12 protein-coding genes are annotated in these 13,922 nt (G+C 45.8%); 2 read left to right on the top strand and 10 right to left on the bottom strand.

The genetic code is table 11. The annotated features are described in order from the left end of the window. Positions 1-335: 335 nt before the first annotated feature. From ACYPWY_RS01315 to ACYPWY_RS01290, 6 genes are all read right to left on the bottom strand, one after another. On the bottom strand, positions 336-1,538 hold the full coding sequence (locus ACYPWY_RS01315; RefSeq protein WP_459683526.1) for an acetate kinase: 1,203 nt from the start codon (positions 1,536-1,538) through the stop codon (positions 336-338). 4 nt (positions 1,539-1,542) lie between these two features. Next, the gene (locus ACYPWY_RS01310) at positions 1,543-2,508 is read right to left on the bottom strand and encodes a 3-hydroxyacyl-CoA dehydrogenase family protein (protein WP_459683525.1); all 966 of its coding nucleotides are present in this window, start codon (positions 2,506-2,508) and stop codon (positions 1,543-1,545) included. A gap of 71 nt (positions 2,509-2,579) precedes the next feature. Next, positions 2,580-3,587 carry a phosphate acetyltransferase gene (pta, locus tag ACYPWY_RS01305; RefSeq protein WP_459683524.1) on the bottom strand — a complete coding sequence of 336 codons (1,008 nt, stop codon included), beginning with the start codon at positions 3,585-3,587 and terminating at the stop codon, positions 2,580-2,582. A 317-nt stretch (positions 3,588-3,904) separates the two neighbouring features. Continuing rightward, positions 3,905-4,750, bottom strand: coding sequence for a lipoyl synthase (gene lipA, locus ACYPWY_RS01300; protein ID WP_459683523.1), 846 nt, complete (start codon positions 4,748-4,750; stop codon positions 3,905-3,907). Positions 4,751-4,770: 20 nt separating this feature from the next. Then, positions 4,771-5,871: a Gfo/Idh/MocA family protein gene (locus tag ACYPWY_RS01295; RefSeq protein ID WP_459683522.1), complete on the bottom strand. Its 1,101-nt coding sequence runs from the start codon at positions 5,869-5,871 to the stop codon at positions 4,771-4,773. Between the two features lie 30 nt (positions 5,872-5,901). Continuing rightward, on the bottom strand, positions 5,902-8,049 hold the full coding sequence (locus ACYPWY_RS01290; RefSeq protein WP_459683521.1) for a S9 family peptidase: 2,148 nt from the start codon (positions 8,047-8,049) through the stop codon (positions 5,902-5,904). A gap of 185 nt (positions 8,050-8,234) precedes the next feature. Between ACYPWY_RS01290 and ACYPWY_RS01285 the strand changes: the two genes are divergently transcribed. Together ACYPWY_RS01285 and ACYPWY_RS01280 are read left to right on the top strand one after the other, a co-directional pair. Beyond that, a complete protein-coding gene (locus ACYPWY_RS01285) occupies positions 8,235-9,179 on the top strand; it encodes a DNA cytosine methyltransferase (RefSeq protein WP_459683519.1) in 945 nt (314 codons plus the stop codon). Then, positions 9,169-9,765, top strand: coding sequence for an HNH endonuclease (locus ACYPWY_RS01280; RefSeq protein WP_459683517.1), 597 nt, complete (start codon positions 9,169-9,171; stop codon positions 9,763-9,765). Before ACYPWY_RS01285 ends, ACYPWY_RS01280 begins: the two co-directional genes overlap by 11 nt. 5 nt (positions 9,766-9,770) lie before the next feature. Here the strand turns inward: ACYPWY_RS01280 and ACYPWY_RS01275 are convergent, their stop codons facing one another. The 4 genes from ACYPWY_RS01275 to ACYPWY_RS01260 all read right to left on the bottom strand — a co-directional run bounded on the left by ACYPWY_RS01275 (position 9,771) and on the right by ACYPWY_RS01260 (position 13,900). Then, a complete protein-coding gene (locus tag ACYPWY_RS01275; protein WP_459683516.1) occupies positions 9,771-10,220 on the bottom strand; it encodes a GatB/YqeY domain-containing protein in 450 nt (149 codons plus the stop codon). Between the two features lie 186 nt (positions 10,221-10,406). Beyond that, a complete protein-coding gene (gene ftsZ, locus ACYPWY_RS01270) occupies positions 10,407-11,699 on the bottom strand; it encodes a cell division protein FtsZ (RefSeq protein ID WP_459683515.1) in 1,293 nt (430 codons plus the stop codon). A gap of 32 nt (positions 11,700-11,731) precedes the next feature. After that, positions 11,732-13,129 (bottom strand): cell division protein FtsA, encoded by a 1,398-nt coding sequence (ftsA, locus tag ACYPWY_RS01265; protein WP_459683514.1) that lies wholly within the window; start codon positions 13,127-13,129, stop codon positions 11,732-11,734. 36 nt (positions 13,130-13,165) lie between these two features. Further along, positions 13,166-13,900 (bottom strand): cell division protein FtsQ/DivIB, encoded by a 735-nt coding sequence (locus tag ACYPWY_RS01260; RefSeq protein WP_459683513.1) that lies wholly within the window; start codon positions 13,898-13,900, stop codon positions 13,166-13,168. Positions 13,901-13,922: the final 22 nt, after the last annotated feature.

Raw genomic sequence — 13,922 nt, 5'->3', positions numbered from 1 at the left:
TTAAAGTTTCAAGGTTCAAGGTTGCGTGCCGCGACCATTTTTTCCCTGTCAATGCGGGCTCCGACCCGCAATCCCCTGTGCATGGCACAACGCATTGTAGGGGCGTATGGCATACGCCCGATGCACGTACTGTCGAAACGCGCAAATGTTTCATTATTATATGTATTTTGATTGTCGTGTGTTGGGCGTATGCCATACGCCCCTACGGATGCAACCGATGAATTGTACCCCAACTGTCTTTGTGGGGCATTCCTGCAAAAGAAAGGGCGCGATTAATCGCGCCCCTACAACCTTGAATCCGTAAGGGCGGGTTTAAAACCCGCCCCTACAACAACCTATGCTTTCATCACAATTTCCGCTGTATCGGATGCAATCATAAATTCTTCGTCGGTTGGTATAATAACCACTTTTACTTTTGAATCAGGAGCACTGATAAGGGCTTCTTCGCCATGAGTGGCAGCATTCATTTTCTTATCCAGTTCTATTCCCAGAAACTCGAGGTTTTTACATACTACCTCTCTGGTTATCGAATGGTTTTCGCCAACTCCGGCGGTGAATATTACTATATCTATTCCACCCAGAGCGGCTGCATAAGAACCAATGTATTTTTTTACCCGGTAGCAAAACATATCGAAAGCGAGTTTTGCCCGGGCATTTCCTTCGTCCATAGCCGCTTTGATGTCGCGCATATCGGAAGAAATACCCGAAATACCGCTCAATCCGCTGAATTCGTTCACGATAGTCGATAAGGTTTGTGGCCCTACATTTTCTTTCTCCATAATATAGGCCAAAACACCCGCATCCACATCGCCCGAACGGGTACCCATCAGCAAACCCTCAACAGGGGTCATACCCATACTGGTGTCAATCGATTCTCCGTTTTTTATGGCAGCCAGCGAACCGCCGCCACCAATATGAACAGATATAATTTTCTGACTTTCGTACGGAACGCCTAAAAAATCGCAGGCCCTGCGCGATACATAGCGGTGGCTTGTTCCGTGGAAACCGTAACGGCGAATGGCGTATTTTTCGTACAACGAATAAGGCAAGCCATACATGTAGGCTTCCGCCGGCATTGTTTGGTGGAAAGCCGTATCGAACACCGCTACCTGTGGTATGTCGCCCATCAGTTCTTTTACGGCATCTATACCGGCCAAATTGGGTGGATTATGCAGCGGCGCCAGGTCGATGCATTCCACTACTTTTATCAGTACATCGTCTGTAATCAATTCGCTTTTGCTGAATTTTTCGCCGCCATGCACCACCCTGTGTCCCACGGCATCTATTTCGCTCAGGGATTTTATACAGCCGTATTTTTCGCTTGTCAGTACGCCCAGAATGTACTCTATTCCTGCTTTGTGTTCAAGAATTTCACCCTCGAGGGCTAGTTTATCTCCGTTTGGTAAAGAGACTCTCAGAACCGAACCTTTTAATCCTATTTTTTCGACCAGTCCCTTAGCCAATATCGCTTTGGTATCCATGTCAAAAAGCTGGTATTTTATCGAAGAACTTCCACAGTTCAATACTAATATTTTCATCTTGTCAAATTAAATTGTTAGGGGCAATCACTTTTTCTGCTTCGTCGTAGGTATAGAACCCTCTTTTAGTAGCCTTTCCCAGTTGCTTGGAATAATAGAGCCGCCACAAAATAGGAGAGGCTTTGTATCGCTTGTCGCCATATTCGTGGAACATGTCTTCCATAAGCATTACCAGTTTTTCGATACCAATAATATCTGCCAGACGGAAGATACCGTAACGCTGCCCGTAGATCACCTTAAATTCCTCATCAATGTTTTCCATGCTGGTGAGGCCTTCCATCAATATCTGGCAAGCTTCGTTCAGCATGATAACCATCAGGCGGAGGCCAACCAAACCGCTGCTTTCCTTTACCTCGATAGGCGTATATTTGATTAGCTTGGCAAAACGGTTGATTTTTTCGATTACTTCTTTCGAGGTAAAGCTGCCGCTGACCACCTCAAGAAGGCGGGCATCGGTGTGCGCTATCGGGAAGTGCAGGCTGACACATCTTTCCTTGTGTACCAGGCCGGCGGCCAGTTCGCTGATGATGACCGTTGTGGCATTGGTGCCAATGATGGCGTCGGGCGACAAAACTTCCTCCAACTTTTTGAATACCTCTTTACGCAACTGGGTACTGCGTTCGCCATTGGCCTCGTAGCGGATACATTCAATAACAAAATCGCAGTCCTTCAGGTCGTTGTAATCCAACGAGCCGGAGATGCGACCCATTGTAGTACGCTTTTTGGCCTGTGTCAGCCCCCAGTTTTCGATTTTGGTATCCAGATTTTGCTCAATAGCTTTGAGCGCTTCCTGTATTTTCTCTTCGGACAATTCAATAAAGACAACTTCCATCCCCGAAAGGGCGATCAGATTCACGACATACCGTCCATCGCGGCCACAACCCACAACGCCGATTTTAGAGAATAAGGATCTCTTTTTGTCTTTTTTACTCAATCCGTAATTTTCGATTGGTTCTTTAAATTCAGCCATATTATTATAGTTACGAGTTATCCACCCCCTCCAACCTCCCCCTACTGGGGAGGTTGGAGGGGGTGGTATGTTTATTTTTTTGCTGCAATTACCTGGTTTGCTGTTATAGCTACCATCTTATACACATCATCCACCGAACATCCGCGCGAAAGGTCGTTCACCGGAGCAGCCATCCCTTGAAGGATTGGTCCGATAGCTTCGGCGTCGCCCAACCGCTGAACGAGCTTGTAGGCAATATTTCCGACTTCCAATGTGGGGAATACCAGCACATTGGCTTTGCCTGCAATGGCGCTTCCGGGCGCTTTGCTTTCCGCAACCGAAGGAACAAGAGCCGCATCGGCCTGCAATTCGCCGTCGATAGCGATGGCCGGATCTATTTCTTTTGCCAGTTTGGTGGCTTCAATTACTTTGTCGGCCAAGGGGTCTTTGGCGCTGCCTTTTGTCGAGAAGCTCAACATGGCTACGCGGGGTTCTTCGCCAACCAGCGCCTGTGCCGTGCGGGCAGTCGAAATGGCTATTTCGGCCAATTGAGGGGCTGTTGGATTGGGTGTTACGGCACAATCGGCAAAAACCAAAAGGCCATCCTTACCATATTGTTTTGCTTTTGTAAACATCAGGAAAGCGCCCGATACTACACTGATTCCCGCTGCTGTTTTTATGATTTGCAAGGCGGGGCGCAATACATTACCGGTGGTATTTTGGGCGCCGGCAACTTCGCCGTCGGCATCGCCATTCTTTATCATCAGGCAAGCGCAATACAAAGGGTTTTCGACCAGGCTTGCCGCTTGTTCAATGGTCATGCCTTTCGCCTTTCTTAATTCAAAAAGCAAGTTGATATACTCCTGTTTCCGTGCGTGATCCTTCGGGTTGATGACCCTTGCCTTGCTGATGTTTGTTAACCCGAACCGGCTGGCCAAACTGTTTATTTCGGAAGGATCTCCCAGTAGCGTGATGTCTGCAATTCCTTCTGCAATAAGCTGATCGGCAGCTTTAATGGTTCTTTCTTCGGTTCCTTCCGGCAATACGATACGTTGTTTGTCGGCTTTCGCTCTGGCAATGATTTGTTGCAATAAATCCATGACAATGTTAAAAATTTATCGGAAAGATAGATAGAGATGTCTCACTAGTCGAATTAGCGCACGGATTACACAGAACAAACTGATAAACACGGATTCATTTTTAATATATTATTAATTATCAGAATTATACAAAATATTATTCCGTATTTTCCGTGTAATCCGTGTGCTGTTATTGACTTTTTAGACAGCCCCTAATCTCTCCCAATATGATTAGATTATTATTTTTGCACAAAGATATAAAAATGTAATGTAGAGATTGCAATTCTGTGAAGAAAATATTGCGTGTATTTCAAAATAAATTTTTCTAAGAGGCGCTATCAAGAAAATAAATCCCCGGCATGATAAGACGACCTGACCAGCGGGCCGCTTTCGACATGCTTAAATCCTTTTCCCAGCGCGAGCTTTTTTAGTTCGGCGAAGGCTTCAGGAGTGATGTATTCGCTTACAGGCAGGTGATTCTTTGATGGTTGCAAGTATTGCCCCAGGGTGAGGATGAAGCATCCGGCAGCCAGTAAATCATCCATCAGCTCCGTAACTTCGGCGTATGTTTCGCCCAAGCCAAGCATGATTCCCGATTTGGCTTCACAACCATTTTGGGCGATGGACGACAACACCGAGAGGCTCAGCTCGTATTTTGCTGCGCTCCGTACCTGTGGGGTCAGGCGGCGAACAGTTTCCACATTGTGGGAAATTATGTCGGGAGCGGCCTGACAAATGCGGTTGATTAAATCCGGCCTTCCCTGAAAATCGGGGATCAGGACTTCCAAGCTGATACCGGGGTTGATTTCCTTTATCTTGTCAATTGTTTTTACCCAATGAGAGGCGCCCAAATCGGGCAGGTCGTCCCTATCGACAGAGGTTATCACGGCATGTTTAAGTTCCATCAGCTGTATCGACCGGGCTACATTGACGGGTTCTTCAGGGTTCAAGGGCAGCGGTTTGCCTGTTTGGGTGTTGCAGAATTTGCACGAACGGGTACAAATATCGCCCGCAATGAGAAATGTCGCCGTGCCTCTTTCCCAGCATTCGCCCATGTTGGGGCAGCGTCCGCTGGAACAGATTGTATGGAGGCAATGCGTTTCTACGATTTTTTTTGTCCGCGTAAATCTTTCATTGCCTCCCAATTTTATTTTCAACCAGTCGGGCTTTCTGCTATTTTCCATGTTGCGAGTGCAGGGAATTGTCAATTTGCTTTCAATCGAACAGGCTTTCCTGTTTTGGCGCTTTTTATGGCCGATTCCAGAATCTCAACCACTACCAAATTATTCTCCAGAGAAGAAAGATCGGTTGGCTTCAGTTCTATTTCCTTGCGCACAGCCGCTTTCAGGTAAGAATACGGGTCGTTGTAGGGCGCTTTGAGGGCGGGGGCTGTTTCCTTTACTTCCTTCCGGTTGGTATAAACGCGCATTTCGGTGGAGGTATCCTGATATATGTAGCCTTTGCTGCCGTAGATGTGCATGTCTTTCCGGTTCATCGGCCAGTTCCACGATGCCATAATCTGCACCGTTGCCGCCGGATATTCCACGATGATTGTCGCGTCGTCATCTACCTTGGGATAAATAGCCGGCTTTTGCTGTTTGAGGACGGCATAAACGCTCACCGGCTTTTGGCCTTTCAGCAGCCAGGTCGCCAAATTGGCTCCGTAGCAACCGAAATCGACTACGGCTCCGCCGCCATTCAGTACAGGGTCGGTCAGCCAGTCGGTAAATTCTTTGCTGCATTTTATTTCAAAAGGCCCCTGATGCCCATCATATACATTTATTCGGGTGATGCTCCCGATGGAGTCGGCATTTACCAGGCGGTATGCTTCGCTGTTGGTATTGTACCAGGTTGTTTCGTAGTTCGTTAGCAACAGGATGTTGTTTTCTCTGGCCAGTTTGGCCATGCGCTTGGCATGTTTCATATTCACCGCCAGGGGTTTTTCGACCATCACGTGTATTTTTCGGGGCGCACATGCTTCCACTACCCTCAAATGGTCGAAGATTGATTCATAAACCACCACCACTTCGGGCTTGGTTTTGTCGAGCATTTCTTCCAGATTCTCGTAAAAAAGCGAAGCATCCAGTTTCTTCCGCAAGGGATTGTTTTCCCGTATTTGCGCATCTCTTTCGGCAACGCCAACAACCTCGAAATCGCCTCTTCCGATGCGGGTATATATTTCGTTCAGATGGCTGTGAGAGGCTCCGGCCACCCCTATGCGCAAGGGCGATTTATCTTGTCCGTGCAGCGCCAAAGGCCACACAAAAAGAGAAATTACGCCGAATAATAAAGCTATTTTTTTCATTAGGATATTATTAAAAAAGGGTTCTACTGCTTACAAATTCTTCTTAAAAAAATCAATCACTTTCCGGTACAGGAAAGTCCGGTTCTGCGTGCCTGAAATAGCATGATTTTTATCGGGAAAAACAAACATATCGAATTGCTTGTCGGCCTCAATTAAAGCATTGGCATATTCTATTGTGTTCTGAAAATGAACATTGTCGTCAGCCGAACCATGAATGAGTAACAAGCTGCCCGATAGCTTATTGGCCAAAGCGACGGGCGAACCGGCAGTATATCCGGCATCGTTCTGTTGCGGAGTGCGCATAAACCGCTCGGTATATGCCGAATCGTAAAAACGCCAATCGGTAACGGGAGCAATGGCCACACCGGCTCTGAATACATTGCCGCGGCTCATGCTCATCAGCACGTTATAGCCTCCGTAGCTCCAGCCCCAGATGGCCATCCGGTTTTTATCAATGTAGGGCAATGTGCCGAAGTAGGTGGCGGCTTCTATCTGGTCGTCCGATTCTTTCAGGCCGAGATTCAGATAGGTGCATTTCTTGAAATCCTGACCTCTGGCGCCGGTTCCCCGACCGTCCACACAGGCAACAACAAAGCCCTGGGTAACCAAACAGGCTGTCCAATCGACCGAAAATTTATCCAGCACTTCCTGCGAACCGGGGCCATTATACTGCACCATGACGAGCGGGTATTGGGTTGAGGCATTAAAATTCGCCGGTTTTAGTAGCCATGCATTCAGGGCAGTTCCATCTTTCGCGTTAAGGGTGATAAATTCTTTTTGCGGAAGATTAAGCGCGTTGAGTGTGGCTTTCAGCGCTTGATTATCTTCCAACACTTTCAATTCTTTGCCGTTGGCATCGTTCAATGTAACTATCGCCGGTGTTTTTGCATCCGACCATATATTGACAAAATATTTTCCCTTGTTGCCAAATGTAGCCGAATTATAGCCTTGCTTGGCCGAAATTTTGGTCTTCGTTCCTTTTACCAAGTCTGTTTTATAAACCGACCGGCGTAGCGGGCTTTCTTCTGCCGACTCGTAAAAAACCGTTTTGCTGTCGGGGTTTACAGCCAGTATTTGGGTAACATCGTAATTGCCCGATGTCAGTTGCTTTTGCTGAACACCCGAATGGGAATAACTGTAGATGTGCGAGTAGCCGTCTTTTTCGCTGAGATAGACAAACTGGTCGGCCAGAAAATTAACCGAAGCAATTAAATTTACATCAATATAGCGGTCGCTTTCTTCGTGAAGAATGAGGCGGCTGACCGACGAACGCGGATTCAGGTAATACATATTAAAATCGTTCTGCTCGCGGTTCAAGGTCATAACGGCCAGCTGCGAATCGTTTACAAACTGTATGCGTGGAATGTATTCGGCCCGCTCCATCGGGACATTCATCGCGCGGGTGGTCTTCGATTCGATGTCGAACACCTGACACGTAACTTTTGAGTTGGGCAGTCCGGCTTTGGGATATTTGAAGGATTTGAACTTGGGATACAGCTCGTTGCCATAATACTGGAACGAAAATTCGGGAACGGCGGTTTCATCGAAGCGGACGAAAGCCAGTAGTTTGCTATCATCGGAAAAATCAATCAGACCGGTGATTCCAAATTCTTCTTCGTAAACCCAGTCGGTTGAGCCGTTTATAATGCTCCCTGCCTGTCCGTCCCTTGTAATTTGCGATTCGGTATCGTAATCGAACTTTGCCAGCCAGATGTTATTATTGGCAACATACGCCAACATTCTGCCGTCCTTCGAGAAAACAGGAATCTGCTGTTTATCGGAGTTCTCAGTTAATTTACGCACCAGATTGCGGCGGATGTCGTAATAGTAATACTTGGCCTTGAATGAATGCCTGTATAGTTGTTCCGAATCGCGGTAAACAAGCAGCCGCTTTTCGTCGGGACTTATCAGAAAACCCTCGAAAGCATTGAAATCGCACTCGCGGGCGCGCTTGACGTTAAACACCGTATCGACGGGCGATGCCGTTTTATACGCATATTTTATGATCATCGACTTGTCCTTATTCGCCTGAAAATAATACTCGCCATCCGCAGACGAAATCGTTTCATCGACACCTTTTCCGGCATATTTCTGTGCTGTAATATCTTTCAACTCAATTTGCTGAGCCGATAAACTCATGCACACAAACATTGTAAATATGAATATTCCTTTTTTCATTATTAGCTCTTTTTTAGCGAGTACAAATATATCCAAGATAAATAACATTCTATTTGTGCGTTAACAACAATTTAGAATTAACTTTTTAGTCTATTATTACTGAATAAATTGAGTATGGCATTTACAGACAAAATTAGTGGGAATAATCAAAATTTGAGTACATTTGTAATGTAAAAAAAGGTAATATGCAAAAGCTCAAATCACTTGAAATATGCGCAGGAGCAGGCGGACAGGCCTTAGGACTTGAGGAGGCTGGTTTTGAACACGTTGTGTTAGTCGAAATTGAACCGCTTGCTTGTCAAACGCTGAAAGCAAACCGTCCGGAATGGAACGTAGTGGAGGGTGATTTGCGAAAATTCAGCGCTTCTCGGTACAAGGGGCAAGTTGACCTTTTGGCTGGTGGTGTTCCTTGCCCGCCATTCTCCATAGCGGGTAAACAGTTGGGACAATTGGACGACCGCGATTTATTTCCCGAAGCTATTCGGCTGATTAAAGAGTGCAACCCAAAAGCCGTTTTGCTCGAGAATGTACGTGGCCTGCTTGACCCAAAATTTGAAGATTATAGGAAAACAATCATATCCGAAATAGAAAGTTTGGGCTACAAGGTGGATTGGAAACTACTGAACGCTTCCGATTACGGCGTTTCTCAACTAAGGCCAAGGGCTATTTTAGTTGCTATCAAACACGAATATGCCGATAATTTCAGGTGGCCGGAAAAACAGACGGAACAACCCAAGCCAATAGGTGATTTACTATTTGAAGAAATGTCAAAGTTGGGGTGGAATAATGTTCACGAGTGGCGAAAAAAAGCCAACAAAATAGCGCCTACACTTGTTGGCGGCTCTAAAAAACACGGTGGAGCTGATTTAGGTCCAACAAGAGCCAGAAAAGTTTGGGCAGAATTAGGTATTGACGGCATGGGATTAGCTGATACTCCACCTACAGCTGATTTTAACGGAAGTCCACGCTTGACCCTTAATATGACCGCATTGGTGCAAGGCTTTCCAAAAGAATGGCGATTTGTAGGGAAAAAAACACCGGCATACCGACAAGTGGGAAATGCGTTTCCGCCACCCGTTGCAAAAGTTGTTGGAAAATCAATTTATAAAGCGCTAAGTCATGGTGAATAAACGGCCAAAAAGTAAAGGTTCAAGAACAAAGTTGCGGGATTATTTTGTCCAGAATGTAGGTAAAACACTCGAATCAGAAGAATTACGAGAAATTGCAGGAACAAGCGAATGGGCGAGACGTATTCGTGAACTTCGCAACGAAGAAGGCCTGAATATTCTAACTCACAATGACAGAAGTGATTTGAAACCCGGACAATACTTATTGACTGACCTCAAGCCCCGTCCTGCTTTTGAACGTGGAATTTCCAAAGAAACCCGTGCTTTTGTTTTAGACCGCAACGGATTTACCTGTCAAATGTGCGGTGCGGCCGCAGGCGATCCCCACCCTTACGATAATGGACGAAAGACACGACTGCATATAGGACATATCATTGACAAATCAATGGGTGGAACCGATGATGCAAGCAACTTGCGAGCTATTTGCTCCGTCTGCAACGAAGGCGCTTCAAATCTAACATTGAACAGACCTGATACAATAAAACTTATTGCGCAAATACGTCGCGCTCCCGCTAAAGACCAGTTGGACGTTCTTCAATGGTTAATTCAGAAGTTCCCTAAACAAACGGAAGATATGATGAACAAATAATTAAATTACGCCAACAACTTCTTCACCGCATCCGATATGGCTTTTCCGGCAGCTACGCCGGCCAGGGCTTTTGAGGCTGCGCCCATTACTTTTCCCATATCGGCAGGACTTGTTGCACCTACTTGGGCAATGATTTCTTTCAGCTTGGCTTCCAGTTCTTCGACTGATAATTGCTTGGGCAGGTAGGTTTCCAGCACCACAAGTTCAGCAAGTTCGGTTTCGGCCAAGTCGGGACGGCCTTGTGTGGTGTAGATTGAGGCACTTTCGCGGCGTTGTTTTGCCATTTTCTGGATGATGGCAATGGCTTTTTCGTCGCTCAATTCGCCATCCGAATCTTTGGCAGTTTTGGCTTCAATAAACTCTTTTTTTATTCCACGCAAAGCTTCGAGTTTTACTTTCTCTTTGGCAAGCATTGCTGCTTTAATGTCATCACTTACTTTATCAAATAGACTCATAATTATATTGTTTTAGTTTAGTTTTTAAATGGGGAGCTGTCTTGTAAGCTATTGTCATCCCGTGCTCCGACACGGGATCTCCTAACAACACTATTCCAGTTAGGAGATTGGCTAAGGCCGATTTACGCTTCGCTCCAATTGCGGGTCGAAGCCCGCAATGACAAACTCAGAAAAAACAGGCTTATATTAATTAAATAAACTGGTCGAAGCCGTGTTTACTTCGGGTTTGTAATTCTTTGGGTCGAAATTTTCGCCGCGTTTAAATACCGGCGTATTTTCGAGCGCTTCTATGATACGGTCGTCGTCCAAATCTTCTGCCGACAGTATAATTGGCTTGGGCGTGAAGAAAGGGTTGATGCCCATGGTTTGCATGTTTTCCTTTCCATAATGTTTCTCCATCATGTCGGCAATGCGGCGTTTTTCCTCTTCCTCTTTCCGTTTGCGTTCTTCTATTTCCCATCGTTCGTCATCCGTAAGATCATCGGGGTCAATTTCGATGCCGATGTTCGACATGTCGAATCCGGTAGCCAGCAAGGTTACTTTCACTTTGTCGCCGGTTAATCCGTTTTCGGTGGCAGTTCCCCAAATCACTTCTACTTCCGGCCCGAAACGCTTCATGAAATCGGAAACAGCTCCCATTTCTTCTACTATCAGAGGCGTATCGCCCGAATAGATGTTGAACAGCACTTTTTTGGCCGCAAACACATCGTTATTGTTCAGTAGCGGCGAATGCAGCGCATTGCGGAAAGCGTCTTCAACACGGTATTCACCCTCGCCAAATCCGCTACTCATAATGGCTACGCCACCGTCTTGCAAGATGGTATTCACATCAGCAAAGTCGAGGTTGATATGTCCGTGTACGGTAATTATTTCGGCGATGCCTTTGGCGGCTACGGTCAGCGTATCATCGGCTTTGGCAAATGCATTGGGTATTGTCAGGTCGGCATAGATGTCGATCAACCGCTCGTTGTTGATAACCAGCAAGGCATCCACATTTTTAGAAATCTCTTCAACACCCTTCAAGGCTTGAATGATTTTCTTCTTTCCTTCAAACATGAACGGAATGGTAACAATACCGACCGTGAGAATGCCCATATTCTTGGCAATACCGGCTACTACCGGCGCAGAGCCTGTCCCTGTTCCGCCTCCCATCCCAGCAGTGATAAAAGCCATCTTGGTGCCATCGTTGAATAGCTCTTTGATGTCTTCGGCGCTTTCCTCGGCGGCGGCTTTTGCAACCTCCGGCTTGTTACCGGCGCCTAAACCTCCGGTTGTTTGGGGGCCGAGTTGAAGTTTTGTCTTGACCGGAGAGTTAGCCAGAGCTTGGTTATCGGTGTTGCACAGTGCAAACGAAACATCCTGTATTCCCTGTTCGTACATGTGGTTTACGGCATTTCCGCCGCCACCGCCCACACCCACTACTTTTATAATAGTCGGGGTTTTTCGTGGAAATTGAAATTCCAATATATCTTCACTCATATTATAGGTGTATTTGATTCTTTTTCTATTATTTATTCCTCATCCTTGAATATTCCACCAATTCCACTAAAGAGGTTGGGTATGCTTATCCCCTTCCTTTTACCTCCATTCCCTTTTGGTTTGGGGGGGGTTATGGGATTTTCATCCGGCGCTACTTTTTCTTCATCATCTGTTGCTGTTACTTCCTCGCCTGCTGTTGCCTTTTTCCCCGAATCCGTGTTTGGATTTGGATTGGGCTGAGACTGCGGATTCACAGAGTGATGTTGCGGTTGTTGTTTAGGCTGTTGCACTTCCACTTTTTCGCAATTTTCCTTGGCGAAAAGCATGATGCCCAAGCATTGCGAATAGGACGGATTTTGCAACAAGTCGGTGGCATTATTAATATAAAGGCGTTTGATGCTGGCTATTTGCACCTTCATTTTTGTTTTTTCGGCCAAATATTCGGGCAAACCGGTCATTTGCGAGGCGCCTCCGGTAATAAATATACCGCCATCCAGTTGTCCGTTGTATTCCGACTTTTTTATCTGATTGACAACGTTTTCCACAATTTCTTCCTGCCGCGCCTGAATAACTTTGTTAAATTCACGCAGATTGATGCTGGAATCTGTGGCAGCTTCGGCGCTTGATTTGAGTTTATTTTTACCTACCCGGCCATAGCGTATTTTGTAGCTTTCGGCCACATCTTCGGCAAAGCCCAAGGCTTGGATGTCCTTGGTTATTGTTTTTCCACCGAAAGGGATAACGACCAAATTGCGCAACAAGCCATCCTTATATACCGATACCGTGGTTGTGCCGCCGCCAAAATCGACGAGGACGCATCCGGCTTCGGTGTCTTCTTTTCCCAGCAACACAGCGCCGGTTGCAATGGGGCCGGTTACATATCTCACAATCTCAATCTTGTTTTTTTCGGTGATGCATTTTGCGAGGTTATTTTTTATGTCGGGACGTCCCGCGATAAGCCTGTAACGGGTTTCGACAGTCGTTGCTTTCTTATCAATGGGGTCTTCCTCCCGTTGACCGTCGAGGTATGTTTCGGGCGATACCACATCGTAAACGGACAAAAGCGGAAGCTTGTTTGCCAGCGATTGATTTTCCAAATCTTTCAGCAGCGAATAGGTGATAACTGTTTCGGTTCCGAATTTTTTGGTTTGTATGTCTTCAATCGCTTTCAACGATCTTCCGGCCAAGGAAACATATAGCCTCCCTATTTTCTTCCCGGTTTTGTTTTCGAGAAGGCTCAGCAATTTCTTTACTTTTCCTGCCGCATCGTTTATGCTGTAAACGCTGCCATGCTTGACGCAGGTTTCCGCCGGAATAGACTCGGAAGCCAGAATGGATATAACCCCATGCTCGTTTTTCCGGCCTAATAACCCTATTATGTTTGAGGTACCCAGATTTATACCTACAATAAAACCTTCTTCTTGTTCCATAACCTTATCTATTTAGCTCTTTTTATTATCTCTGATTCAACGTTTTGTGCCAATAACCTGTTTATCGTATTTCAGGTTGATGACCGAATACCGGTTCCAGCCGGTTTCGGGCAAAGCCTTTTTATAAAATACCTTTAGTTTATCTAACTTCTCTTTATAATTATTGAGTTTCCCCAACACAATCACCTGATCGCCTACTGCCGGAATTAGTTTGAGGTCGTTGTTGGGCAATACCACAATTTGCTCTATCTGGCTATCCCAGAATTCGTCCTTTTGCAGAAAAAGGGCAAACTCACGCAGCTCCGTTTTTGCAAACTCCTCTTTTATCGCTCCGGTTGCAAGCGGCAAATTGGCTACATAGTTTTTCGACAGAGGCACTTTTTCGCCATCCTTGTCGATGTAATAACTGGTTCCCGAACCAGGAATAATCCGCAGAACAGGTTTTTTGTTTTTTATAACGACCCTTATTCCCCTGTTGCCGGTTACAAACACTTTAACCGATTTTATCATGTTGTTTGTAACAATGGCTTGCTCTATTTCGTAGGTGTTGATCTCCTTTATCGGCTTTCCGTAAGGATTGAGACCTTTTGAATCGACCAATTTTTCGATGTCCGCAATATCAACCAAGTTCGAATCGTTGCTATCATCCGAAACAATCTCAAAGTGGCTGCATATTTGCTCTTTGGGCTTTTCTTCAAAATAAATCGCCGCAAAAATCAAATATCCTGCTAAGATACACAATCCTATGATAACTAAGGCTTTCTTTACCATTCTATGTACGAAAATTCTTATT

The organism is Viscerimonas tarda, assembly GCF_054601255.1.
This window is presented reverse-complemented; position numbering and strand designations above follow the sequence as displayed.